Source organism: Streptomyces sp. NPDC015139 (genome assembly GCF_043079785.1).
Lineage (GTDB): Bacteria > Actinomycetota > Actinomycetes > Streptomycetales > Streptomycetaceae > Streptomyces > Streptomyces albidocamelliae.
This window is the reverse complement of sequence record NZ_JBIBUW010000010.1, coordinates 216579-241207: the sequence shown is the minus strand read 5'-3', so window position 1 is coordinate 241207 and position 24629 is coordinate 216579. Positions and strand designations below refer to the sequence as shown.

The window sequence follows — 24629 nt, the reverse complement described above, 5'->3', positions numbered from 1 at the left end:
TCCCGGCCGGTGCGGCCCGCTTCGGCTACAGCACCTCGTCGCAGGCCGCCCGCAGCCGCCGCACACCCTCTGTGATCTCGCCGGTCCCGGCGACCGCGGCGAAGCTCAACCGGACATGGGCGGCGGGGGGTTCGGCGCTGAAGTAGGGGCGGCCGGGGGTGAGGGCGACGCCCGCACGGAGGGCGGCCGCGGCCAGCGCGGACTCGTCGGCCCCGTCGGGCAGGCGCAGCCAGAGGTGGTAGCCGCCCGACGGGACGTGCGGGAGGGCGAGTTCGGGCAGGTGCCGGGCGAGCGCGCTCGTCATGGCGGTCCGCCGGGCCTGCAACTCCCCCGCGATCGTCCGCAGGTGGCGGGGCCAGGCCGGGGCGCCGACGAGTTCCAGCGCGGCCTCCTGGAGCGGCCGGGGGACGAAGAAGCTGTCCACGACCTGGATGGCCCGCAGGCGTTCCAGTACCGGGCCGCGGGCCGCCAGGGCGCTCACCCGGAAGCTGGGCGAGGTCGCCTTGGTGAGCGAGCCGACGTGGACGACCACGCCGTCCGGGTCGTCGGCGACCAGCGGCCGGGGCAGCGGGCCCGCGTCGGCGTGCACCAGGCGCCGGACGAAGTCGTCCTCGACGACGAACGCGCCTGCCTCGCGGGCGATGCGCAGCACCTCGGCGCGCCGTGCGGGGGCGAGCACGGCACCGGTCGGGTTCTGGAACAGGGGCTGGCAGACGAACACCCGGGCGCCGCTGGCCCGGAAGGCGTCGGCGAGCAGGTCGGGGCGCACTCCTTCGGCGTCGACGGGCACCGGCACCGGTCGCAGACCGGCCGCGCGGGCGAGGGCCAGCATGCCCGGGTAGGTCGGCGACTCCACGAGGACCGGGGCGCCGGGCTGGGCGAGCGCGCGCAGTGCGGTGGCCAGCGCGGCCTGGCCGCCTGCCGCGATCAGCACCTCGGCCGCCGTGACGGCGCCGCCGATCCCGCGCGCGAACCACTCCCGCAACTCCGGCAGCCCCTCCAGCGGCGGCCGGCCCCAGGCGCCCGGCCGCCGGCCGGCCCGGGCGAGGGCGGCCGCCATGGCCCGCTCCGGCTGGAGCGAGGGATGCAGATACCCGCCGTTGAACTCCAGCACGCCGGGCGGCGGGGCGGCCAGCGAGACGGTGACACCGGAGGCGTCCACGGTGCGCGGTACGAGTTCGGCGGCGCCGTCGGCGCTCAGCGCGACCTCCTGCCAGGAGGTGTCCCCGGTGGCGGTCTCCGTCACGCGCGTCCGGGCACGGAAGGCGCCGGCGCCGGGCCGGGTGATCACGAGCCCCTCGGCGGACAGTTGGGCGAGGGCCCGGGAGACGGTCACGGGGCTCACCCGGAACCGCTCCACCAGAGCACGACTCGACGGCAGCTTTCCACCAGGAGAGTAGCGGTCGAGCTCCCGACGCAGCTCTTCTGCCAGCTCACTCACACTGCTACGCTCATACATGAGAGTACAGAGTAGCGCTACTGCACCCACCCCGATAGCGGTGACCGCTCCTCGGGAGCACCGGGCCCTCGGCACCGGACTGGCCGCCCTCGGCGTCGCCTCCTTCTCCCTGACCTTCCCGGCCACCGCCTGGGGTCTGGAGGGCTTCGGCCCCTGGTCGCTGGTGGCCGTGCGCAGCGTCCTCGCCGCGCTGGTCGCGGGCGGCTGCCTGCTGGTGCTGCGGGCGCGGCTGCCGCAGCGGCGCCATCTGCCCGGGCTCGCCGTGGTCGCCCTGGGCGTGGTGCTGGGCTTCCCGATGCTGACCACGCTCGCCCTGCAGACCTCCACCACCGCGCACGCGGCCGTCGTGGTGGGGCTGCTGCCGCTGACCACCGCCGTGTTCTCGGCCGTGCGCACGGGCAGCCGGCCCTCCCGCAGGTTCTGGCTGGCTGCCGTGGCGGGCGCCGCGGCCGTGCTCGCCTTCACGATCGGGCAGAGCGGCGGGGCGCTCACCGCCGCCGACGCCTACCTCTTCGCGGCCCTGCTGGTGTGTGCGGCCGGATACACCGAGGGCGGCAGGCTGGCCCGGGTGATGCCGGGCTGGCAGGTGATCGGCTGGGCGCTGACACTGTGCCTGCCGCTGAGCGTGCCGGCCGCCGCCGTGGCGCTGGCGTACGAGCCGGTCCACCTCACCGCCCACGGCATCGCCGGAGTGCTCTGGGTGGCGCTGGGCTCGCAGTTCCTCGGCCTGGTCGTCTGGTACCGGGGGATGGCGGTCATCGGCATCCCCCGGGCCAGCCAGTTGCAGTTGGCCCAGCCCCTGCTCACACTGGTGTGGTCGGCGCTGCTGCTGGGCGAGCACTTCACGGCGGCCGCTCCCCTGACCGCCGTCGCCGTGCTCGTGTGCATCGTCGTCACCCAGCGGTCGTGAACATGAGGAGGGCCGGTAGATGCGCGCATCCAAGGGCGACCGTCTTGTCCAGCACGGCAGGGTGGTCGGCCAACACGACCAGGTCTCGGAAGTCGTCGAAGTGATGGGCCAGGAGGGCAACCCGCCCTACCGGGTCCGCTTCCAGGACGGACACGAGGCGATCATGTCTCCCGGCCCCGACTGCCAGGTCGAGCACCGGGGCGAACAACAGCGGTAGGTCAGCGCGGTGGGGTCGCCGGTCGCGGGTAGTGATCGGCGACCACGCGCGCCATCGCCCCCACCGGGTCCGCCGCGACGTCCTTGGCGGCGAAGAACACATGACCGCGCACCTGCGGATACCCGGCGGCGAGGGTGAGGTGCCGGGACAGCTCCACCGGGTCCTGCCAGGCCGACGGCTCCCCGGCCGCGCCGGCCTTGTACAGCGCCTCGCCGAGGTACAGGCGCGTCCTGGTCCCCTCGACGGTCCGCGCCCACCAGTCGACCAGCTCGGCGTAGCCGGCGTCGCCGTTGCCGATGTGCCAGTACAGCTGCGGGACGACGTAGTCGATCCAGTTCTTCTCGACCCACTTGCGGGTGTCCGCGTGCAGGTCGTCGTACGTCTGGACGCCCGCCCGCGTGTCCGAGCCGCGGGAGTCGGTCGAGGCGTTGCGCCACACCCCGAAGGGGCTGATCCCGAACCGGGTGCCGGGCCGTACCCGGTCGATGCCCGCGGCCGTCTCCTGCACCAGCCGGTCGATGTTGTCCCGCCGCCAGGCGGCCCGGCTGTCGAACGCGCCGCCGTGGCGGTCGTAGGCGTCGTCGTCGTCGAAGGTCTGGCCGGCGACCGGGTACGGGTAGAAGTAGTCGTCGAAGTGCACCCCGTCGACCGGGTACCGGGCGACCGCGTCGAGCACGGCCTGCTGGACGAAGGCGCGGACCTCGGGCAGGCCCGGGTTGTAGTAGAGCTTCCCGCCGTAGGACACCACCCGGTCCGGGTGTGTGCGCGCCGGGTGGGAGGCGACGAGCCGGCCCGGGTCCGTGTGGTTGGCGATCCGGTACGGGTTGAACCACGCGTGCAGCTCCAGGCCCCGCGCGTGGGCCTCCCGCACGGCCGTGCCGAGCGGGTCCCAGCCGGGGTCACCGCCCTGTGTGCCGGTGAGGTACTCGGACCAGGGCTCGTACGGCGAGGGCCACAGGGCGTCCGCGGTGGGCCGCACCTGGAGGATCACCGTGTTGAGCCGGTTGCGCACCGCCTTGTCGAGGTGGGCGAGCAGCTCCCGCCGCTGGGTGCTCGCCGGAAGGCCGGGCCGCGAGGGCCAGTCCCGGTTGACCACGGTCGCGAGCCACACGCCCCGCATCTCGGCGACCTCACCCCGCCGCCCCGCCGCCGCCCCGCCCTGCGCGGCCATCCGGTTCTCCGCCCCGGCGCCCTGCCGCCCCCCGCGCGGGGACGGCTCCCCGGGTGCCGCGCCGCATGCCGTCGTCGCGCCCTGGGCGGCCGTGGCCAGTGCCGACAACGCGGTCAGCGTGAAGGCCCGCCGGGACATCCGAACCATCCGCACACCCCATACCCTCCGGATCCGCTCCGTCACGGATCGTTCCGCGGCTTAGGATGCCCCCACCCCGCCGATCGATCATCGATACTTGGCGGTAACGTGCACGATCGGAGCAGGCGCCGAACCCGGAGGTCTGCCAGCGAGCCGGAGAATCCAGCGAAGGGAACGATGTGACCGACATCGAGCGCGTCGGAGTCGTGGGCTGCGGCCAGATGGGCGCGGGCATCGCCGAGGTGTGCGCCCGCGCGGGACTGGACGTGAAGGTCGCCGAGACCACCGGCGAGGCCCTGGAGATCGGCCGTACCCGGCTGTTCGGCTCCCTGGCCAAGGCCGCCGAACGCGGCAAGATCACGGAGGAGGAGCGGGACGCCACGCAGGCGCGCCTGAGCTTCACCACCGACCTCGGCGAGTTCGCCGACCGCGACCTCGTCATCGAGGCCGTCGTCGAGAACGAGCAGGTCAAGACGGAGATCTTCCAGGTGCTGGATCAGGTGGTGACCCGGGCGGACGCGATCCTGGCCTCCAACACCTCCTCGATCCCGCTGGTGAAGCTGGCCGTCGCCACCTCCCGCCCCGACCACGTGGTCGGCATCCACTTCTTCAACCCGGCCCCGGTGCAGCAGCTGGTCGAGCTGATCCCGGCGCTCACCACCTCCGAGGGCACGCTCAGCCGCGCCCAGGTCTTCGCCGAGAAGGTGCTGGGCAAGCACGCCATCCGCGCCCAGGACCGCTCCGGGTTCGTCGTCAACGCGCTGCTCGTGCCGTACCTGCTGTCCGCGATCCGGATGTTCGAGTCGGGCATCGCGAGCCGTGAGGACATCGACAACGGCATGGAGATGGGCTGCGCCCACCCGATGGGCCCGCTCAAGCTGTCCGACCTGATCGGTCTGGACACCATCGTGTCCATCGCGAACTCGATGTACGCCGAGTACAAGGAGCCGCTGTACGCCGCTCCCCCGCTGCTGCAGCGCATGGTCGAGGCGGGCCGGCTCGGCCGGAAGACCGGCTCGGGCTTCTACCCGTACGGCTGATCACGCAGAGCGACCCCCGCGGGCCCGGCACCGGACATCGGTGCCGGGCCCGCGCGTTTCACACTCCGTGTGCGCGCCGGGCCCGCATATGCCCCTCGCACACGCTCCCCTCGCGCCCACCAGGCGAGTTGACTCTGCATGCGCATGCAAGGGATGCGGAACCATCCCCACCGACCACCGAAAGGAGCGGACCCGTGACCGCCGAACCGGAGCATCCCGTGGTCCAGGGAGAACTCGCAGAGTTACGGCGCCGCCTCGATGTGGCCTACGCCCGCGTCGAGGGAGGGCTGGCGCTGCTCAGTCACCGCACCGAGGAGACGGCGAAGGAGCTGGACGAGCTGAGTACCCGCATGGTCTCGCTCGAACACGCCCGCTGGCCGCTGCCCTCGCTCGCCGCGCTGACGGCGCTGGGCGCGCTCGTCGTGGCCGTCTGGCAGGTGCTGACGGTCCGCTAGCCCTCGGCGAGCCTGAGGTGGTGCAGCAGCAGTAACGCGGCCGCCATGTTGGCGGCCGGGACCTCCCCACGGGCGATCAGGTCGGGGACCAGTTTGAGGGGGACCCATTCCCGCCGGTCCGACTCGAAGTCGTCCACCGGGTGTCCGGTGTACTCGCCCCGGTCGGACCAGTAGATGTGGTGCCGGGCGTCGGTGAGGCCGTTGGACGGCTCCACGCTCATCAGGTGGTGCAGGGGCCCCGGCCGCCAGCCGGTCTCCTCCTCCAGTTCCCGGGCGGCAGCGCCCGCGATGTCCTCGCCGTCCTCGACGACGCCCGCGGCCAGTTCCCAGCCCCAGCTGTCGGTGATGAAGCGGTGGCGCCACAACAGGAGGACCTCGTTGGCCTCGTTGACCACCGTGGCCACCGCCACGGGCCGCAGCCGGATCAGGAAGTGGTCCAGGTGCCGGCCGTCGGGCAGCTCGACATCCGCGAGATTGACCCTGAACCAGCGGTTTGCATACACAGTTTGTTCGTTCTGTTTCGTCCACTGCACGGTTCTGCCACCTTCCGCCGAGTAAGTGGCAATATCGCAGCAGGGACGGTGCTCCTACAGTGGGCCTACAGCGGTACGCGCAGGGCGCCGTCGATGAGTTCGGCGGCTTCGGCGGTCCCGGCCGAGCCGCAGCGCACCAGATGCTCGCGCACCGCGCGGAGTCTGTCGCGCAGCCGCTGGGACTCCATCCCGCGGGCCTGCTCGGCCATCCGCACGGCCGTGACCACCGCTTTGTCGGCGTTGCCCTGGCGCAGCTCGATCGTGCTCAGCATGGCGAGCCGGTGCACCCGTCCCCGGTCGTGCGCCGGATTGTCGACCGCGGCAGCCGCGTGCTCCCGGGCGGCCGCCAGCTCCCCGAGACTCAACAGCGCCTCGGCCACCTGCACGTTGACGAGGCCGGGCTGGACGTAGCCGGTCTCGTCGGGCTCGTATCCGCGGCGGATGCGGTCGGCGGCCGTCTCGGCGCGCCGGATGCAGGACAGGGCGCTGCCCGAGTCGCCGAGGTGGGCGTACGCCTTGGCCTGCATCGCGTACAGGTCGGAGGCGAGCGCCGGGGTGATGTGCCGGCCCGCCGCCCGCAGCGCGGCCTCGGCGAAGGCGACGGCCTGCCGGTACTCCCGCATGAACAGCGACTGGTTGACCAGCAGCGCTATCACGTACGCGCCGAGTCCCCGGTCCCCGCTGGCCTTCGCCAGCCTGAGCGCCTGGTGGAAGTAGCGCTGGGCGAGGCCGTGGGCGTCGGAGTCGTACGCGCAGATCCCGGCGATCGCCACCAACCCACCGGTGGAGCGGTGCAGTTGACGGCCGGTGGCGTCGGTGTAGCTGCCGCGCAGCAGCGGCGCGGCCTCGGCGTTGAGGAAGCCGACGATCCGCGTCCGCGTCGCGACGCCCCCGGCCTTGCGGTACATCTGCTCGTAGTGCGTGCGGGCGGCCCGCAGCATCTCGATGTCGGCGGCGGTCACCCGGTGCCGGCCGCCGCGGGACACGTCGACGTCCTCCGGCGGGTTCTCCCACTCCCACACCGGCATGACGGCGGGGGTGCCCGTGACGGCCTGAGCGCCCAGCACGTGCGGCCGCTGCTGCTCGTCGGACCGCCACAGCGCGGTCGCCCGCTCCACGAACCCGCTCAGCGAACCGGCGTGCGGGGTGCTCGGCTCGCCGGGCACCCCGAGGCCGATGTCGTCCAGGGTCACCGGACGGTGCAGACGCCCGGCGAGCACCTCGCAGATCAGGTCGGGCACCTGGCCGCGGGGCCGCTGTCCCTTCAGCCACCGCGCCACGGCGGTGTGCTCGTACCGGAGCGCGAGGCCCCGTCGCCGGCCCGCCTGGTTGACGTGGGCGGCGAGACCCGCGTGCGAGATCCCCGCCTCGTCCAGGATCGCGTCGAGCAGAGTGTTGGGCTGCATGATGCCCCCCGAATGGCCTGGTGCGGTCAGCGTAGTGGCACCGGGTTCACACGGGGTGTGAACGGAGTACGCGCATCCGGTGCGTACGCGCGCTGTCGCTCAGCGTGTTCCGCCGGTTGACTGGCATCCCTCGCAAGAGGTCGGCCGGGCCGCCGGCTCCCCCTCGAAAAGCGGCGGCCCGGCCCGCGGGCCGGTGTCGGCGCGCGGGCCCGGGTCAGGGACGTGTCGTCGGCTGCGGGTCGGTGGCGGCCGGCCGCGCGCTCCGCCGCGCTCCCAGGCAGGAGAGCCGGGCGCCGCCGCGGTCGTTGCGCAGGACCAGGAGCGCCACGTCGTCGGCGGGTCTGCCGGCCGTGTGGTGCAGCAGGGCCGTGAAGACCTTGCGCAGGACCAGTTGGGCGGAGAGTGGATGGTCGCGCACCGCCTTGCGCAACACCTCCGGGAGCGCGAAGAACCGGCCCCGGGCGTCCCGGGCGTCCTCGGCGCCGTCCGTGAAGAGGACCAGCGACTCGTCCGGGAGCAGCCGGCCGCAGGGGCGGGCCCGAAGGTCCGGCGGCAGCGGGAAGGGGCCCAGCGGCGGGAGCGGATCCGCTCGCGTCAACGGCTCGACGCTCGTACCGCTCAGCAGATACGGCCACGGATGGCCGCAGTTGAGGGCGCGCAGCTCGCCGTCCCGGCCGATCTCCAGCAGCACGAGGGTGACGAACTCCTCGGCGACCGGCCGGTCCGGGTCGGGGCCGCCGGCGGCCGGGTGTTCGGCGCGGGCCCGCTCGCGCAGGTGCCGGCCCAGCGCCCGCTCCAGCCGGCGCATGACCAGGTCGAGTGCCGGCTCGTCGTGAGCGGCCTCGCGGAAGCTGCCCAGGACGGCGGCGACCGTGCCCAGCGCCGCCAGACCGTGCCCCCGTACGTCACCCATCACCACGCGGACGCCGTGCTCGGTGGCGATCGCCTCGTACAGGTCGCCGCCGACGCTCGCGCCCCGGTCCGCGGAGAGCTGTGCGGCGGCGACGCTCAGCCCGTCGAGACGCGGGGGCGGGGGACGCAGCACGACGCTCTGCGCGACGCGCGCCGCCCGCCGGGCCAGCCGCAGCTCGCGGAGGAGGGAGCGGCGGACGTGGACCACCAGACCGGTGCCCACGGCGAAGAACACCGCGCTGGTGACGATGCGTGCGCCGAGCCCGTTCTGCTGGGCGAGCGGGCAGCCGAACTTGTAGGCGACCGCCACGGCCCCCCACATGGTGGGCAGTACCGCTCCGCGCGCGGTGGTCGGCCGTGCCTTGATGCGGATCATGCCTGTGGTCCCCCATCCGGGCCCTGACAGAGCAGATGGACCGACCCCGAAAGGCCGGTCCGATTCTGTCGACAGGGACGGCCCGGACGGGCCTGATCACCTCTGATTCCCACCCGAACGAGTGAGGCAACACCGGCCGGCCTGCATTTATGCGGCCGGCCGGCCACGACGTCGTCGTGACCGGCCGGCCGCTGAGCCCGGAAGGCGACTAGCCCCGGAGCACCGCCCCGGTGCGCTCGCCCGCGAGGACGACGGCGGCGTCCCGCGCGGCCGAGGCCTCGTCGACGGTCAGCGTCCGGTCACCCGCGCGGAACCGCAGGGCGTACGCCAGCGACTTCTTCCCGTCGCCCAGCTGCTCGGCGTTCTCGTACACGTCGAACAGCCGGATGGACTCCAGGAGTTCACCCGCGCCCTCCCGCAGCGCGGCCTCGACCTCCGCCGCCGGCACGGGCCGGTCGACGACGAGCGCGACATCCTGCGTGGCGACCGGGAACGTGGAGATCCGCGGCGCCTGCGGAACGCCGTCGCCCGCCGACTCCAACGCGTCCAGGTTCAGCTCCATCGCGCTGGTGCGCTCGGGCAGGCCCAGCGCCTTCAGCACACGCGGGTGCAGCTCTCCGGCATGGCCGATGATCCGCTCGGTGCCGTCGGCGACGACCACCAGCTCGGCGCAGCGGCCGGGGTGCCACGGGCCGTACTGCCCCTTGCGGACGACCAGTTCGGCACCGGACTCCCGGGCGACGGCGCGTCCGGCCTCCACCGCGTCGGCCCAGTCGGCCGGACGGCCCTTGCCCCACCAGCCGGCCTGCTCGCGGCCGCCCGCGAGGACGACGGCCACGTGCCGGGGCTGCTCGGGCAGCACGGCGTTCAGCGCGGCGATCTCCTCGTCGGTGGGACGCCGGTCGACGGACAGGTGCGGGGCGGTCCCCGGCTCCTCGCGCGGGTGGAAGACCAGCCCCGTCTCGAACAGGGCCAGGTCGTGCGAGCCCCGGCCGTCGTTGCGGCGCAGCGCGCCGAGCAGGCCCGGCAGCAGCGTCGTGCGGAGCGCGGGCTCCTCGTCGTTGAGCGGGTTGACCAGCTTCACCACGCGGCGGGCCGCGTCGTCCGGCTCGAGTCCGAGCTGGTCGAAGACCTGCTCGCCGACGAACGGGTAGTTCGGCGCCTCGACGTAGCCCGCGCCGGCCAGGGCGCGGCCGACCCGGCGGTGCAGCCGCTGGCGGTGGGTCAGCCCGCGCCCCGAGGGGAGTTTGGGCAGCGTGGAGGGCAGGTTCTCGTAGCCCTCGAGGCGGATGACCTCTTCGGCCAGGTCGTTCGCGTCGGCGAGGTCGGGCCGCCAGGACGGGACGGTGACGACCAGCTCGTCCTGCCCGATGACGTGGCAGCCGACCTGCTGGAGCCGGCGCACGACCGTCTCGCGGCCGTAGTCGACGCCCGCGACCTGGTCCGGGTGGTCGGCCGGGATCGTGATGGTGTGCGGCGCGGAGGGCGCGACGATCTCGGTGACGCCGGCCTCGGCCGTGCCGCCCGCGAGGAGCACCAGCAGGTCGACCGTGCGCTGCGCGGCGGCGGCCGCGGCCTGCGGGTCGACGCCGCGCTCGAAGCGGCGGGACGCCTCGGACAGCAGCTTGTGCCGGCGTCCGGTGCGGGCGACCGAGACGGCGTTGAAGTGGGCCGCCTCGATGACCACGTCCGTGGTGGCGTTCTGGAGGTCGTCGTGGTCGGCGATCTCCGTGTTGGCGCCGCCCATGACACCGGCGAGGCCGATGGGGCCGCGGTCGTCGGTGATGACGAGGTCGTCGGAGTGCAGCTTGCGCTCGACGCCGTCGAGGGTGACGAGCTTCTCGCCCTCCTCGGCCCGGCGCACGCCGATGGTGCCCTGGACGAGCCGCCGGTCGTAGGCGTGCAGCGGCTGGCCCAGCTCCATCATCACGTAGTTCGTGACGTCGACGGCGAGCGAGATCGGCCGCATGCCGACCTTCTGCAGCCGGCGCTGGAGCCAGATCGGGGAGCGTGCCTCGGGGCTCAGGCCGGTGACCGTACGGGCGGTGAAGCGGTCGCAGCCCGCGGGGTCGGAGACCTTCACCGGGTAGCCGAAGGCGTTCGGGGCCGGTACGTCGATCAGGGCGGGGTCGCGCAGCGGCAGGCCGTAGGCGATGGCGGCCTCGCGGGCGACGCCGCGGATGGACAGGCAGTCGCCGCGGTTGGCGGTGACGGCGATGTCCAGGACCTCGTCGACCAGCTCCAGCAGCTCGACGGCGTCCTTGCCGACCTCGGTCTCCGGCGGCAGCACGATGATGCCGTGGGTGCCGTCGTCGCCCATGCCCAGCTCGTCGGTGGAGCAGATCATGCCGTGGGACGTCTTGCCGTAGGTCTTGCGGGCGGCGATGGAGAACCCGCCGGGGAGCGTGGCGCCGGGGAGGACCACGACGACCTTGTCGCCGACCGCGAAGTTGCGGGCGCCGCAGACGATCTCCTGGGGCTCGCCGGTGCCGTTGGCCTGACCGACGTCGACGGTGCAGAAGCGGATCGGCTTCTTGAAGCCCTCCAGCTCCTCGATGGTCAGCACCTGGCCGACGACGAGCGGCCCCTTGAGGTCGGCGCCGAGCTGTCCGACCGTCTCGACCTCCAGACCGGCCGAGACGAGCTTGGCCTGGACGTCACGTCCGGTCTCGGTGGCCGGCAGGTCGACGTACTCCCGCAGCCAGGAAAGCGGGACCCGCATCAGATCTCCATCCCGAAGGGCCGGGTGAACCGGAGGTCACCCTCGACCATGTCTCGCATGTCTTCGACGTTGTGGCGGAACATCAGCATCCGTTCGATGCCGAACCCGAAGGCGAATCCGCTGTACTTCTCCGGGTCGACACCGCAGGCGGCCAGCACCCGCGGGTTGACCATGCCGCAGCCGCCGAGCTCGATCCAGCCCTCGGACGAGCAGGTGCGGCAGGGCCGGTCGGGGTTGCCGACGGACTCGCCCTTGCACACGTAGCAGAGCATGTCCATCTCGGCGCTCGGCTCGGTGAAGGGGAAGAAGTTGGGCCGCAGCCGGGTCTTCATGCCCTCGCCGAACAGGGACTGGACCATGTGGTCGAGGGTGCCCTTGAGGTCGGCCATGGTCAGGCCCTCGTCCACGGCGAGCAGCTCGACCTGGTGGAAGACGGGCGTGTGGGTCGCGTCCAGCTCGTCGGTGCGGTAGACGCGGCCCGGGCAGATCACGTAGACCGGCAGCTCGCGGTCGAGCAGGGAGCGGATCTGCACCGGCGAGGTGTGGGTGCGCAGCACCACACCGGACTCGGTGCCGCCGTCCGGGCCCTGGACGAAGAAGGTGTCGGCCTCGCCGCGGGCCGGGTGGTCCGGGCCGATGTTGAGGGCGTCGAAGTTGAACCACTCCGCCTCGACCTGCGGACCCTCGGCGACCTCGTAGCCCATGGCCACGAAGATGTCCTCGATGCGGTCCGACAGCGTGGTCAGCGGGTGGCGGGCACCGGCCGGCACGCGGTCGTAGGGCAGCGTGACGTCGACGTCCTCCTCGACCAGTACGCGGGCGTCCCGCTCCGCCTCCAGCTCGGTCTGACGGCCGGCGAGGGCCTTGTTCACGGCGCCGCGGGCCATGCCGACGCGCTTGCCGGCCTCGGCCTTGGCGTGCGGGGGCAGGGCGCCGATCTCGCGGTTGGCGAGCGCCAGCGGGGAGGCGGGGCCGGTGTGGGCGACCTTGGCCTCGTGGAGCGCGTCGAGGGAGTCCGCGGCGGCGAAGGCGGCGAGCGCCTCGTCCCGCATGCGCTCGATCTCTTCCGGTTTCAACGCCTCGACCTCGACAGGGTCGTACGACTTATTGGGTGCCGACATCTCTTCCCGTACTTCCGTTTGTCCCCCAGCTGACGCTGGGAGGTGCCCCCAGGCGGATGGTCCCCGTCACCGACTCGTGCGGGCCGTGCGCAGGACACAAAGGTGCCAAAGGCCGAGTCTAACGGGGTGGAGGTGCACGAAGAGCCCGTGGGCCGTCAGGCGAGATACGCCGGAGTCGCCACGGGCAACGTAAATCGGAACTCGGCGCCGCCGCCGGGCGCACGGCCGACCGTGATGGTGCCGCCGTGGGCCTCCACGATGCCCTTGACGATGTACAGCCCGAGACCGGTTCCGCCGCGCTTGCTGCCCCGCCAGAAGCGGGTGAAGACGCGGTTCATGGATTCCTCCGGGATGCCGGGCCCTTCGTCGCTCACCGTGACCGACGTGCCGGTCTCCTCGCCCTCGCGGGGGGACGCCGAGGGCGTGACGTCAATGGTGACGGTTCCCTCGCCGTGCCGCACCGCATTTTCGATGAGGTTGCTGAGCACCTGGTCGACCTTGTCGGGGTCGGCCCACAGCGCGGGCAGCGGCTGTTCGAGCCGCAGCAGGAAGCGGTCGGCCCGCTGGCCCGCGGCGACGTAGGCCTGGATGTGCCGGGAGACGGCGGCGCCGATGTCGACGGGCTGGCGGCGGACCTCCAGCCGCCCGGAGTCGATCCGGGAGATGTCCAGCAGCTCGGCGATGAGCCGGGTGACCCGGTCGGCGTCGGCGTCGACGGTCTCCAGCATCAGCCGCTTCTGGTCGTCGGTGAACCGTTCCCACTTGGCGAGCAGGGTGGCCGTGAAGCCCTTCACGGAGGTCAGCGGGGAGCGCAGCTCGTGGGCGACGGTGGCGATGAGTTCGGCGTGGCTGCGTTCGGTGCGGCGGCGGGCCTCGGTGTCGCGCAGGGAGACGACCACGCACCGCACGGGTGCGAGGGGTGCGTCGCGCACGTACCGGGCGGAGACCAGCACCTCGCGGCCGCCGGGCAGCAGCAGGTTGCGCTCCGGCTGCCGGACCCGGATCGCGAGTCCGCCGTAGGGGTCGGTGAGCTGCCACCAGCGCCGGCCCTCCAGGTCCTCCAGGGGCAGCGCCTTCTCCAGGGGCAGCCCGAGGACGTCGGCCGCGGGCACGGAGGTGATGCGGGCGGCGGCGGCGTTGAAACGGACGACGCGGCCCCGCTCGTCGGCGACGACCAGGCCGTCGGGCAGCTGGTCGGGGTCCATGCCGAGGCCGGCCTCGGCGTGCCGGGGCGCGGGAGTGCCCGGCGCGTCCCGTCCCTCCGGCGCAGCGTTCGTGCCGGCCACACTCATCCCCGTACCCCACCTCTCAGACGGCGCAGGGCCCCGAGTGGGTCACCCTACTAGCTCTGGGTGACGGAGCGGCACCCTCCGGAGGCGCGCTGTGCACGGGCCGACGCGTAGAGACATACGGCGGCGGCCGTGGCCAGGTTCAGACTCTCGGCCTTCCCGTGGATGGGGACGCGTACGACGGCGTCGGCGAGGGCGCGGGTCTCCTCCGGGAGCCCCCAGGCCTCGTTCCCGAACACCCAGGCGGTCGGCCCGCCCATGCAGCCCTTGTCCAGTTCCTCGTCGAGGTCGTGGTCCCCCGCGCCGTCGGCGGCCAGGATGCGCACACCGGCGTCCTGCAGTCCGGCGACCGCCCGCTCGACGGGCACGCCGACGGCGACGGGCAGGTGGAAGTGCGAGCCGACGGAGGCCCGTACCGCCTTCGGGTTGTACAGGTCGACGGAGGCGTCGGTGAGGATCACGGCCTCGGCGCCGGCGGCGTCGGCGCAGCGGAGCACGGTGCCGGCGTTCCCCGGGTCGCGTACGTGGGCGAGGACGGCGACGAGCCGCGGCCGGGCGGCGAGGATGTCCTCGAACGGGGTGTCCAGGAACCGGCAGACCCCGACGAGGCCCTGCGGGGTGACGGTGGTGGAGATCTCGGCGATGACCTCGTCGGCGGCGAGGTGCACTCGGGCGCCGGCGCCGCGCGCCGCGCCGACGATGTCGGCGTACCGCTCGGCGGCCTCGACCGTGGCGAACAGCTCGACGAGCGTCGCGGTCCCGTCCGGGCCCCGGTGCCCCGCGGCCTCCCGCACGGCCTGCGGCCCCTCCGCGAGGAACAGCCGGTCCTTGCCCCGGAAGTTCCGCTTGGCGAGCCGGCGCGCGGCCAGGACACGGGCGGACCGGGACGAGATCAGCTCAGGGGAGACGGACGGCATCCTCATACCTTCGACGAGTCATGGCGCCCCGGAAGGGGCGCGGGGAACTGCGCGAGCAACCACGATGAGCCCGCGGCCGAACGACGGCGGCCGGAACGAAACAACAGGACCCGCAAGCCATCACGGCCTGCGGGTCCAGTGAGCGTCGGCTAGTGCCAGCGCAGCGTCACGCGGCCTTCGGCGCGTTGACGTCCGACGGCAGCGCCTTCTGCGCGACCTCGACGAGCGCGGCGAAGGCGCTCGCGTCGTTCACGGCCAGCTCGGCCAGGATCTTGCGGTCGACCTCGACGTTCGCGGCCTTCAGACCCTGGATGAAGCGGTTGTAGGTGATGCCGTTGGCGCGGGCAGCGGCGTTGATGCGCTGGATCCACAGCTGACGGAAGTCGCCCTTGCGCTTCTTGCGGTCGTTGTAGTTGTAGACCAGCGAGTGGGTGACCTGCTCCTTGGCCTTGCGGTACAGGCGCGAACGCTGACCGCGGTAGCCGGAGGCCTGCTCGAGGATCGCCCGGCGCTTCTTGTGGGCGTTGACTGCCCGCTTGACGCGTGCCACTTGTTAACTCCTTGTAGCGGGGTCGTGGGGGGTGCTCACACGACCCGGAAACGACTGGGTCCCGGTCCTGACGTGCGGCGCTCGGCGAATGGTGAGCGCCGGTGCGTCACTTGCCGAGAAGCTTCTTGATCTTCGCGGCGTCGCCCGGGGCCATCTCGGCGTTGCCGGTGAGGCGACGCGTGACGCGGGACGACTTGTGCTCGAGCAGGTGGCGCTTGCCGGCGCGCTCGCGGAGCACCTTGCCGGAGCCGGTGACCTTGAAGCGCTTGCTGGCACCGCTGTGCGACTTGTTCTTCGGCATAGCGCCGTTCTCTCCTCGTCGGTGGCGCTCCGATGCCCGGTCGTGAAACCGGGCACGGTGGAGCGTCGCTCTTGTATCGGTTACATCCTCGGGGACACGGGTCCCCCGGGATCACGCCTCGGCAGGCTCCTCGGACGGCGCCTCGGCCTCGGCAGGGTTCTGCGACTTACCGGGGTTCGCCTTCGCCTCGGCCTTGCGGGCCTCCTGCGCCTGACGGGCCTCGGCCATCGCCTCGGTCTTCTTCTTGTGCGGACCGAGAACCATGATCATGTTTCGGCCGTCCTGCTTCGGGTTCGACTCCACGAAGCCGAGGTCCTGGACGTCCTCCGCGAGACGCTGCAGCAGTCGGTAGCCCAGCTCGGGCCGGGACTGCTCGCGACCACGGAACATGATCGTGATCTTGACCTTGTCGCCCTGCTTGAGGAACCGTACGACGTGACCCTTCTTGGTGTCATAGTCGTGCGGGTCGATCTTCGGCCGGAGCTTCATCTCCTTGATGACCGTGTGCGCCTGGTTCTTGCGCGCCTCACGGGCCTTCATGGCCGACTCGTACTTGAACTTCCCGTAGTCCATGAGCTTGCACACGGGCGGACGGGCGTTCGCCGCGACCTCGACCAGGTCCAGGTCGTACTCCTGCGCAAGCTCCAGTGCCTTAGCGAGCGGGACGATGCCCACCTGCTCGCCACTGGGACCGACAAGTCGCACCTCGGGAACGCGAATCCGGTCGTTGATGCGGGGCTCGGCGCTGATGGATCCTCCTCGGTAGCACCACGCGACGGTCTGGCGGACAGCCGCGTAACATCTTGTTCCTGTGACCCAACCGCACCGGGGCACAAAAAATGCCCCGGACGATCACAGGCGGGCTCCAATGACTACCGGAGCACCGCCGCGATGTCGCGGGGCGCGCTTTCGGGCGACTCCATCGTCCGTACGGAACGATGGTGGCCGCCTGACCGGGGACCCGCCGTCCCGGAGGACGGTCAGGTGGGAGATCGGAGCCTCCACTTGTGGGCCGGATGCCCTGATTGCGCTCATGGCATGTCCGGCCGGTCGTCCATCAGGTTAGCAGGATCGCTTGACAAGGGCTAATTGAGGGAGGCCGGGCCGGACCACCTATCGTGTGGGGCATGAGTGACACCCCTGCCGAGTCCCCCGATTTCGACGCGATGACCCGGGACATCGCCGAGGTCCCCGCCGTCGAGGTGATCGTGACGGTCGCCGTCAACCTGATGAGCGCCGCCGCCGTGAAGCTCGGGCTCAGCGAGGAGGGCGAGAAGTACAAGGACCTCGACGAGGCCCGCAAGCTGATCACCGCGCTCGCGGGCCTGCTGGACGCGGGCGCGACCGAGGTCAGCTCCTTCCACGCGGCACCGCTGCGCGACGGTCTGAAGTCGCTGCAGCTGGCGTTCCGCGAGGCCTCGATCGTCCCGGACGAGCCGGGCCAGGGTCCCGGTGAGAAGTACACCGGGCCCGTCTACAACTGAGCTACTCCTTCACGTACAGGGGCTCGCCCGGAGGCGTCGTCCCGGCCGGCAGCAGTGCCAGGTCGAGGCCGCGCACCAGGCGGGCCCTCAGTGTTTCGTCGGCCGCGAGCCGCTCGGCGACCGCCCGGGCGGCCTCGGCGGGCGCGGCGGCCGGGTCGAGGACGAGCGCGAGGGTGCCGTCGGCCTGCCCGGGCCCGAGGTGGGCGCGGAGCACGGCGGGCTCCGCCGCCACGGCCGTACGGACGGCCTCGACGACGGCCGGGTCCGCCAGCGGGTCGGTGCTGGTGCGCCCCTCGGCGAGGGCGAGCAGCGCGGGCCCGGTCAGCTCGAACGGCACGGGCCCGGCGAGGTCCAGGACGACGGTGTCCGCCTTCTCGTGCGCGGCGGCCTCCAGGGCCTGGTGCAGGGGTACGGCGACCGGGCGGGCCGCGGGGTCCCAGCGGGCGAGGGAGTCGGTGGAGGTGAAGGCGGGCAGAGCGGTGCGGTGGCCGGCCTTCAGGGTGGGTACGGCCATGTCGCTCGTCTTCTCGCGGCGCAGCCCGTTCTCGTCCTCCTCGACCTCGCCGAGCACGGCGACGACGGGGACCAGCAGCCGGGCGCCCTTGAGCGCCTCCAGGACGGGGCCGGACGCGCCGCGGTCCTCGGCCCAGGCGGCGAGCGCCGCGCTCAGCCGCGGGTCGGCGGAGCCGTCGTCGTCGGAGAAGCCGGGGTCGGGGATGTTCTTGTTCGCCACGGTCACCGACCCTATAGGGGGGTGGGCGCCGGGCCCGTACGGGGCCGGGCCGGCCTCCCGTCGCCCCGTCCTCACAGGAATCTCAGGGTTCCCTGATCCGGGTCTCAGGTCCGTCCCACGGGGCGCACAGTCCGGGCGCCGAGCATCGCCGGCATGGAGTCCCCCGGAGCCCGCCGCGGCCGCCGTGCGCGCCCGTCCCGGCGCCGCCCCCTTCTCGTCGGCGCGCTCGCCGTCGTCGCCGTGACCGGAGTCATGGCCGGCGGCTCGGGGTACCTGCGGACGCGGGCGCACCCGGTGTCCGCGGCCGTATCGTCGGCGGCGAAGCCCTCGGCCTCCCCCTCGGCCGGGGCGGGCGAGGAGGCATCGGTGGAGCCCGTGACCAGGCCCGCGGCGGTGGACCGGAAGGCGCTGCTGGACAGGGCGATGGCGAAGGTGGCCGTGCCGTCGGGCGCGGCGGTGTCGGTGGCGGTCCTGGAGCTGGGCTCCGGTGAGAGCGCCGTGCACGGGGACGCCGCCTTCGACTCGGCGAGCATCGTCAAGGTCGACATCCTGGCCGCGCTGCTGCTCCAGGCGCAGGACGCGGGCAGGAGGCTGACGGCGGCCGAGCGGGCGTGCGCCACGAAGATGATCGAGAACAGCGACAACGCGTCCGCGACCGAGCTGTGGCACTCGATCGGCGGCGCGGAGGGGCTGGACGCGGCGAACGAGCGGTTCGGGCTGACGGGCACCTCGGGGGGCTCCGGGGATCTGTGGGGGTTGACGCAGACGACGGCCGCCGACCAACTGGTGCTGCTCCAGCAGGTGTTCGGGGAGGAGTCGCGGCTGAGTGCCGCGTCGCGGACGTATGTGCGGGGGCTGATGCAGGGGGTGGAGGCCGATCAGCGGTGGGGGGTCTCGGCCGCCGCCGAGGGCGGTTCCTGGGCGCTGAAGAACGGGTGGCTGCCCCGGAGTTCGACCGGGCTGTGGGACGTGAACAGCATCGGGCGGGTGTCGGTGGACTCGGCCGAGTACCTGGTGGCGGTGCTGTCCCGGGGGACGGTGACGCAGGCGAAGGGGATCGCGCTGGTGGAGGCCGCGGCCGAGGCCGCGGTGGGGTCGTTCGCGTCGGTGCCGTAGGGGTCCGGGTGCCGCGGGGGCCCCGTGGGGGCCGGTGCCGTAGGTGCCCCGGTCCGCGGATCGGTCCGCCGCCCTACGGGGTGGTCCTGCGTCCCCGCCAGAGGATCACGCCCGCCACCAGGAGCACTCCACCGATACCGCCGGCGAGCGGGGCCGCCCAGTCGGCGGTGCTGCCGGTGGTGCCGGGGGTGTCCGGGCCGGGGCCGAAGTACGTGCCGTCGTAGGACGCCGCGCGGACGCCCCGCGGCTTGAGGCGGGCGGCCGACCGGAGGGCCGCCGCGGGATCGATCATGCCGAAGCCGCGGGAGTCGTCCCGGCCGCCCACCGGGGCGTCCCGGGCGCTGTCCTCCAGGAGTTTCTTGACCTGGGCCGGCTTCAGGCCGGGGTGGGCGGACCTGACCAGGGCCGCCACGCCGGAGACGAACGCCGAGGCCGCGCTCGTGCCCCAGCCCTCGTAGTACTTGTGGTCGGGGTCGGCGATGACGACGCCGACGCCCGGCGCGCTGACCGCGGCGTACCAGCGGCGGGTGGAGAAGGAGGCGCGGGTGCCGTAGCGGTCGACGGCGGTGGCGGCGATGACGCCGGGATAGGCGGCCGGGTAGGAGACGTGGTCGCCCTTGGCGCCGCCGTTGCCCGCGGAGGCCACGACGACCACGCCCTTCTTCAGGGCGTACTGCACGGCCTCGTCCTCGCTGGGTTCCGGGTGGGCGGAGTCGGAGTCGTCGCCGAGGGAGAGGTTGATGACGTCGGCGCCGTGGTCGGCGGCCCAGCGGATGCCGTCGGCGAGGGCGTTGCCGCGGGTGGTGCGGGCCTTCGTGCGGGCGGAGTCGCCGTCCTCCAGGATCACCCGGACCGGCAGGATCTTCGCCTCCGGCGCGACGCCCAGCACGCCGTCGGTGTCGCCGGGTCCGTGGCCGTGTCCGGCGATGATGCCGGCCATGGCGGTGCCGTGCCGGGCCCAGTCGCGGTCGCCCGGACCCGCGCCGAAGCCGATCATGTCCTTGGTGGGCAGCACGTTTCCGGCGAGGTCGGGGTGGTCCGCCTCGACGCCGGTGTCCAGGACGGCGACGGTGACGCCCCGGCCCTTGGTGGTCTGCCAGGCCTCCGTCAGATGGAGCGCGGACAGGGCCCACTGCTGGGCGCGGATGCCGTCGGCGTGGGCGGCGGTGGACGGCAGCAGGACGAGGGAGGCGGCGAGCAACGCGCTCAGCGCGGCTCCGGTACGGCGGTGGCCGGGTATCGATCGCCTCATGAGGGTTTCTCCGCGGCCGTGCCGATGGTCCGGCGCAGGCGCCGTTCGATGCGGTCGGCCAGGCCCTGGGCCTCGTTGCCGAGGCCCGCCTGGGCCGGTGCCGTGGTGGCGCCGGAGCGGGCCGCTTCCGCGGCGGGCTGCGGTGAGTCGACCGTTCGGCCGTCGGCCCAGCCGGAGACGGCGAAGGCGACGACGGGTGCGTCGGTGACGACGGAGACGGTCCAGGAGGCGCGCTGCGCGTCGCCGAAGTGGGCGGCGACCGTGCCCTTGGCCGCGTAGGGCCGGGGGATCAGGTCGTCGCGCCGGTCCAGGCGCTCGTCGCCGAAGCGCCGGGCGAGCGCGGACATGGCGGCGGGGTCGGCCTTGGTGAACAGCAGGCCGACCGTGGTGACGTAGCTCTGCGTGGCGTCGGTGTAGGTGGCACGCAGCAGCCGCCGGCAGCCGACGGGGGCGAGGGCCTTGCGCAGCAGCGGGTCGAAGGCCTGGGCGCAGCCGCTGTCCGGGGCCACGGCGATACGGGTCCAGGTGCGGTCGGCGCCGCCGGGTCCGGCGCCGGTGCCCTCGACGGTGCGGGGGAAGAGCTGGTCGACGGGCACGCTGTGCCACAGCGTGCCGGCGGTGGCGTACGCGTTGCCCGTGGTGCCCTCCGTGCCGTCCCCGGTGAGCCAACTGCCGGTCACGGCACCGCCGATGAGTCCGAGGCCGAGCACGAGGCAGGCGGCGGCAGCGGCGGTGCGCGGCCGTATCCGCGGACGCCGGCGCTCGGCGAACGCCTCGGGCTCCGCGAACGACACGTACGGCCGGGCGGCGGATCCGGCGCTCCAGGAGAGGGCCGGGTCCGGCGCGGTGGGCGGGGCCGGCGGCGGGGCGGGGCTCCAGGTGGGCCTTTTCGGGGCCGGCTCGGGGCGCCGGGGAGCGGTGCCCTCGGCCACCGCCGGTGTGCCGGTCTCAGTGCCGGTACGGCGCTCGGCGGCGGGCGCCGGGGCGGAGGGCGGAGCCGAGCGGATCGGACGGAGCCGGGTCGTCGTCTCGGCGGGAGTCTCCCGCGGAGCCGCCTGGCGGCGGGGCTCCCCCGCGGGACGGAGCCGGGTCGTCGTCTCCGAGGCGGACTCCCCCGGCGCCGGCGGCCTGCCGGGCCGGTGGGCCGGACCGGCCGCAGCCGCACGGCGCGCACTCGGCGGCGCGTCGGGGAAACGGGCGGACGCGGGGGGCGGAGGCGGACTCACGAGGTCGGCGATCTCGGGCACGGCGGGAGCCGACGGGTCCACGGCACGGCTGCGCCCCGGGCTCTCCCCGCGCCCGCCCCCGGACACCCGCTCGTCCCGAGCGGGGCCCCCGGCGGACAGCCCCACACCGCGACCACCCGCCGCCGGCAGGCCGCCACGAGCAGCACCATCGGCCGGCGGGCCGCCGGCACGCGCGGAGCCCCCGGCGGGCAGCCGACCGTCACGAGCGGGCCCCGCAGGAAGTCCGTCACCGCGTCCACCGGCGGACGGCAGCCCGTCACGGAGAGCGCCGCCTGCCGACGGACGGCCGTCACGCGGGCCCCCGGCGGGCAGCCGGGAGTCGTGGGCCCGGGGCCGGGCGGGGGCGCCGGGGGCTTTGGGGGTGAAGACGGAGGGTTCGTCCTCGGGGTCGGGGGGTGTGGGCGGGTGGGCCGGGCGGGGCGGGGTGACGTGGGGCGGGCGGGTGTCGCGTGCCGGTGCCGGCGTGCCCTGGGGCGACGGCTCGCGGGCGGTGCCGGGGGGAGTGGAGGGGCGCGGCGGAATCGGGGCGTGGCGCGCTTCCGTGCTCATGCACCCCCCGTTCCCTCGTGCCCGGGCCGCTCACGTACGCGGGCCGTCCTGCCGCTCGGCCGCGCCCGGTGCGGAAGATCCCTCCGGGCACGCATACCCGTACGGCCGGACCGGCATCCCGGTTCAGATGTGCGCCGGGTGCGTTCCGCCGTTCGTGCGCGTCACTCTACGGGTTGTCGGGCACCGGCAGAGAACCCGTGGACGGCCCCCGGGGCATCTGCCCGGAACATCCCCCTACCCTGCGGTAGGCCTGTCTGGCAGGCTTCCGTCATGACTGCGCTCGCCGCCGACCGGGCCCGTTACGACCGGGCCACCGCCCATCTCGACGCCCCCCTCGCGATCGTCGATCTGGACGCCTTCGACGCCAACGCGGACGACCTCGTGCGCCGCGCCGCCGGCAAGCCCGTGCGGGTCGCCAGCAAGTCGGTCCGCTGCCGCGCCCTGCTGGAGCGGGTCCTGACCAGGGACGGCTTCCGGGGCATCATGTCGTTCACCCTGGCCGAGTCGCTGTGGCTCGCTCGGTCCGGGTTCGACGACGTCCTGCTGGCCTACCCGTCGGCCGACCGCGCCGGGTTCGGGGAACTGGCCGCCGATCCGAAGCTCGCCGCCGCCGTCACCGTGATGGTGGACGACCCGGCGCAGCTCGACCTCATCGAGGCGGCGCGCGACGGCGGTCGCGAAGCGGTGCGCGTCTGCCTGGAGTTGGACACCTCGTTGCAGCTGTTCGGCGGCCGGATGCGGGTCGGGGCCCGGCGCTCGCCGCTGCGCTCCCCCGCGCAACTCGCCGAGCTGGCACGCTCGGTGGCCCGGCGGCCGGGTTTCCGGCTGGTGGGGATCATGGCGTACGAGGGGCACATCGCCGGGGTCGGCGACGCGGTGGCCGGCCGGCCGCTGCGCTCACGGGCGATCCGGCTGATGCAGGCCGCGGCCCGGCGGGAGCTGGCCGAGCGGCGGGCGGCCGTGGTGCGTGCGGTGCGGTCCGTCGTCCCGGACCTGGAGTTCGTCAACGGCGGTGGCACCGGCAGCGTGCAGCAGACCGCCGCCGAGGACGCGGTGACGGAGATCGCGGCCGGATCGGGGCTGTACCTGCCACGGCTCTTCGACAACTACACCTCGTTCACGGGCCGCCCGGCCGCCCTCTTCGCGCAGCCGGTCGTCCGGCGGCCCGGGGTGGGCGTCGTCACCGTGCTCGGCGGCGGCTACCCGGCCTCCGGCGCCGCCGGACCGGACCGGCTGCCGGTGCCGTACCTGCCGGAGGGGCTGGCGTACGACCCGCAGGAGGGTCCCGGCGAGGTGCAGACCCCGCTGCTCGGCTCGCCCGCCGACGACCTGCTCATCGGGGACAAGGTGTGGTTCCGGCACGCCAAGGCGGGCGAGCTGTGCGAGCGGTTCGAGGTCCTGCACCTGATCGCGGGCGACGAGGTCACGGCGACCGTGCCGACCTACCGGGGCGAGGGGCGGACGTTCCTCTGACCTGCGGTCAGTGCACGCCGTCCGGCTGGTCCGGCACCACCGTGCCGTCCGAACGGCGCAGGGGCCCGCGGCTGCCGTCGGGCGCGGTGCGGGCGGTGGTCGAGCAGGGGTAGGGCGCGGTCCGGCGCGGCAGCGGCGCGAGGAACATGGGGTTGACCAGCCAGCGGCGGTCCTCGTCGTCGTACGCCCGGCACATCAGCTCGGGCTTGTTCCGGTTGATCACGAGGTGGGCGCCGGTGGCGTCGCCGACGAAGGTGACGTCGGTGTCGGCGTCGCCGGCGGCGAGGGCGGGCCGGAGCCACGCGGGCTGCCGTTGCCAGGCCCGGGCGCCCCGGACGCCGTAGATCTCCTGGGCGATCCAGCAGCGTTTGCCGTCGATGTACGGGATCACCGCGCCCCGAGTGTCGGGAACGCCGCCGCAGCCCTCGTTGCGCACGGTGATCCGGCCGTGCCCGTCGAGGACGGAGCGGATGGCGATGGTGTGGGCGGCGTCGACGCCGACGGCCCGCGACCACACCTCGGTGACGGGCTCGGCGCCGGCCGAGACGACGTAGATCCGGAAGCCGGCCCGCTGGAGGGTGCGGATCAGGTCGCGCTGCTGGTCGTAGTAGCGGACGGCGGCGGGGACCGTGTGGGTGCCGAGGGTGCGGGTGGCGCCGAGCGGGGCGGCGAGGGCCTCGCGGCGGGCGGCGCGGGCGTAGGAGGCGAGCTCGGCGGGAGTGCGGCCGGCGAAGAGCTGGGGGACCCAGGCGTACTGCGGGACGGTGCGCCGGTGGTTCCAGCGGCCGGCGAAGGCGGGGGCGCCGCTCGTGGTGGTGCCGTTCTCGCGGATCTCCACGATCTCGTCCGTGCAGCGGGGGCGCGTGGACGTCCGCAGGGGTGCGGCGGTGCCCCTGCCGCAGGCCTCGGTGAGGGCGCGGTCGGCCGTGTCCGTCAGCCAGGCGCTGGTGTCCTTCCAGCGGGCGGGGCGCGGCAGTCTGTCGTGCCGCAGCGCCCAGGACAGGGTGGCGTCGGTGACGTCGTTCTTGGTGACGGTGTTGTCCCAGTCGAAGACGGCGACGGCACCAAAACGGCCGGAGCAGCTGCCGTACGCGTCGACGACCTGTTGGAGGCGGGCGCGGTTGTCGCCGTACCAGCGGGTGGTCAGGCGGGGGCACTGCCGGGCGGCCGGGGCCGCGGCGGGCGCGGCCGCCAGGACGGCGGCCGCGGCCAGGGTCCACGCGAGAAGATGTCGCATACGCGTGGACCGTACCGTTCG

23 protein-coding genes are annotated in these 24629 nt (G+C 73.7%); 7 read left to right on the top strand and 16 right to left on the bottom strand.

Going from position 1 to position 24629, the window contains the following annotated elements:
- Positions 1–25: 25 nt before the first annotated feature.
- Entirely contained in the window at positions 26–1459 is a 1434-nt protein-coding gene (locus ACF08B_RS26550) for a PLP-dependent aminotransferase family protein (protein ID WP_392319705.1), read from the bottom strand.
- Between ACF08B_RS26550 and ACF08B_RS26545 the strand changes: the two genes are divergently transcribed.
- Together ACF08B_RS26545 and ACF08B_RS26540 are read left to right on the top strand one after the other, a co-directional pair.
- Positions 1458–2369, top strand: coding sequence for a DMT family transporter (locus ACF08B_RS26545; RefSeq protein WP_392319704.1), 912 nt, complete (start codon positions 1458–1460; stop codon positions 2367–2369). The two genes, ACF08B_RS26550 and ACF08B_RS26545, sit on opposite strands and share 2 nt — an antisense overlap.
- A 19-nt stretch (positions 2370–2388) precedes the next feature.
- On the top strand, positions 2389–2586 hold the full coding sequence (locus ACF08B_RS26540) for a DUF1918 domain-containing protein (RefSeq protein WP_073899599.1): 198 nt from the start codon (positions 2389–2391) through the stop codon (positions 2584–2586).
- A gap of 1 nt (position 2587) precedes the next feature.
- Here ACF08B_RS26540 and ACF08B_RS26535 read toward each other — a convergent pair whose 3' ends face one another.
- Entirely contained in the window at positions 2588–3895 is a 1308-nt protein-coding gene (locus ACF08B_RS26535; protein WP_392319808.1) for a glycoside hydrolase family 10 protein, read from the bottom strand.
- 179 nt (positions 3896–4074) lie between these two features.
- Here ACF08B_RS26535 and ACF08B_RS26530 point away from each other — a divergent pair, with 179 nt between their 5' ends.
- The gene (locus ACF08B_RS26530) at positions 4075–4935 is read left to right on the top strand and encodes a 3-hydroxybutyryl-CoA dehydrogenase (protein WP_073899603.1); all 861 of its coding nucleotides are present in this window, start codon (positions 4075–4077) and stop codon (positions 4933–4935) included.
- A 194-nt stretch (positions 4936–5129) separates the two neighbouring features.
- Positions 5130–5390, top strand: coding sequence for a hypothetical protein (locus ACF08B_RS26525; protein WP_073899605.1), 261 nt, complete (start codon positions 5130–5132; stop codon positions 5388–5390).
- Here ACF08B_RS26525 and ACF08B_RS26520 read toward each other — a convergent pair.
- The 10 genes from ACF08B_RS26520 to infC form a co-directional block, all read right to left on the bottom strand.
- A complete protein-coding gene (locus tag ACF08B_RS26520; protein WP_073899608.1) occupies positions 5387–5923 on the bottom strand; it encodes an NUDIX hydrolase in 537 nt (178 codons plus the stop codon). The genes ACF08B_RS26525 and ACF08B_RS26520 overlap by 4 nt on opposite strands.
- Positions 5924–5988: 65 nt before the next feature.
- Positions 5989–7329 carry a transcriptional regulator gene (locus ACF08B_RS26515; RefSeq protein WP_392319703.1) on the bottom strand — a complete coding sequence of 447 codons (1341 nt, stop codon included), beginning with the start codon at positions 7327–7329 and terminating at the stop codon, positions 5989–5991.
- A 214-nt stretch (positions 7330–7543) separates the two neighbouring features.
- A complete protein-coding gene (locus ACF08B_RS26510) occupies positions 7544–8617 on the bottom strand; it encodes a PP2C family protein-serine/threonine phosphatase (RefSeq protein WP_392319702.1) in 1074 nt (357 codons plus the stop codon).
- 208 nt (positions 8618–8825) lie between these two features.
- Entirely contained in the window at positions 8826–11339 is a 2514-nt protein-coding gene (pheT, locus tag ACF08B_RS26505; RefSeq protein WP_392319701.1) for a phenylalanine--tRNA ligase subunit beta, read from the bottom strand.
- Positions 11339–12460, bottom strand: a complete 1122-nt coding sequence (gene pheS / locus ACF08B_RS26500) for a phenylalanine--tRNA ligase subunit alpha (RefSeq protein ID WP_093479093.1) — start codon at positions 12458–12460, stop codon at positions 11339–11341. Before pheS ends, pheT begins: the two co-directional genes overlap by 1 nt.
- A gap of 155 nt (positions 12461–12615) precedes the next feature.
- Positions 12616–13752, bottom strand: coding sequence for an ATP-binding protein (locus tag ACF08B_RS26495; protein WP_093479092.1), 1137 nt, complete (start codon positions 13750–13752; stop codon positions 12616–12618).
- A gap of 50 nt (positions 13753–13802) precedes the next feature.
- A complete protein-coding gene (locus tag ACF08B_RS26490) occupies positions 13803–14666 on the bottom strand; it encodes a TrmH family RNA methyltransferase (RefSeq protein WP_392319700.1) in 864 nt (287 codons plus the stop codon).
- A 166-nt stretch (positions 14667–14832) separates the two neighbouring features.
- Positions 14833–15216 carry a 50S ribosomal protein L20 gene (gene rplT / locus ACF08B_RS26485; protein ID WP_014671645.1) on the bottom strand — a complete coding sequence of 128 codons (384 nt, stop codon included), beginning with the start codon at positions 15214–15216 and terminating at the stop codon, positions 14833–14835.
- A gap of 106 nt (positions 15217–15322) precedes the next feature.
- Positions 15323–15517 carry a 50S ribosomal protein L35 gene (rpmI, locus tag ACF08B_RS26480; protein ID WP_004933563.1) on the bottom strand — a complete coding sequence of 65 codons (195 nt, stop codon included), beginning with the start codon at positions 15515–15517 and terminating at the stop codon, positions 15323–15325.
- Between the two features lie 111 nt (positions 15518–15628).
- Entirely contained in the window at positions 15629–16267 is a 639-nt protein-coding gene (gene infC, locus ACF08B_RS26475) for a translation initiation factor IF-3 (protein ID WP_078637498.1), read from the bottom strand.
- A gap of 377 nt (positions 16268–16644) precedes the next feature.
- Between infC and ACF08B_RS26470 the strand changes: the two genes are divergently transcribed.
- Positions 16645–17001 carry a DUF1844 domain-containing protein gene (locus ACF08B_RS26470; protein ID WP_392319699.1) on the top strand — a complete coding sequence of 119 codons (357 nt, stop codon included), beginning with the start codon at positions 16645–16647 and terminating at the stop codon, positions 16999–17001.
- A 1-nt stretch (position 17002) separates the two neighbouring features.
- Here ACF08B_RS26470 and ACF08B_RS26465 read toward each other — a convergent pair whose 3' ends face one another.
- The gene (locus ACF08B_RS26465; RefSeq protein WP_392319698.1) at positions 17003–17734 is read right to left on the bottom strand and encodes an SseB family protein; all 732 of its coding nucleotides are present in this window, start codon (positions 17732–17734) and stop codon (positions 17003–17005) included.
- A gap of 153 nt (positions 17735–17887) precedes the next feature.
- Between ACF08B_RS26465 and ACF08B_RS26460 the strand changes: the two genes are divergently transcribed.
- Positions 17888–18850, top strand: a complete 963-nt coding sequence (locus ACF08B_RS26460; RefSeq protein WP_392319697.1) for a serine hydrolase — start codon at positions 17888–17890, stop codon at positions 18848–18850.
- A gap of 73 nt (positions 18851–18923) precedes the next feature.
- Here ACF08B_RS26460 and mycP read toward each other — a convergent pair whose 3' ends face one another.
- Positions 18924–20102: a type VII secretion-associated serine protease mycosin gene (mycP, locus tag ACF08B_RS26455; protein ID WP_392319696.1), complete on the bottom strand. Its 1179-nt coding sequence runs from the start codon at positions 20100–20102 to the stop codon at positions 18924–18926.
- Positions 20099–21349 (bottom strand): hypothetical protein, encoded by a 1251-nt coding sequence (locus ACF08B_RS26450; RefSeq protein ID WP_392319695.1) that lies wholly within the window; start codon positions 21347–21349, stop codon positions 20099–20101. The genes mycP and ACF08B_RS26450 overlap by 4 nt, the downstream gene beginning before the upstream one ends.
- Before the next feature lie 819 nt (positions 21350–22168).
- On the opposite strand from ACF08B_RS26450, the gene ACF08B_RS26445 reads away from it, so the two are divergent.
- Entirely contained in the window at positions 22169–23371 is a 1203-nt protein-coding gene (locus ACF08B_RS26445) for an amino acid deaminase/aldolase (RefSeq protein WP_392319694.1), read from the top strand.
- Between the two features lie 7 nt (positions 23372–23378).
- Here the strand turns inward: ACF08B_RS26445 and ACF08B_RS26440 are convergent, their stop codons facing one another.
- Positions 23379–24608, bottom strand: coding sequence for a haloacid dehalogenase-like hydrolase (locus ACF08B_RS26440; protein ID WP_392319693.1), 1230 nt, complete (start codon positions 24606–24608; stop codon positions 23379–23381).
- Between the last annotated feature and the right edge of the window lie 21 nt (positions 24609–24629).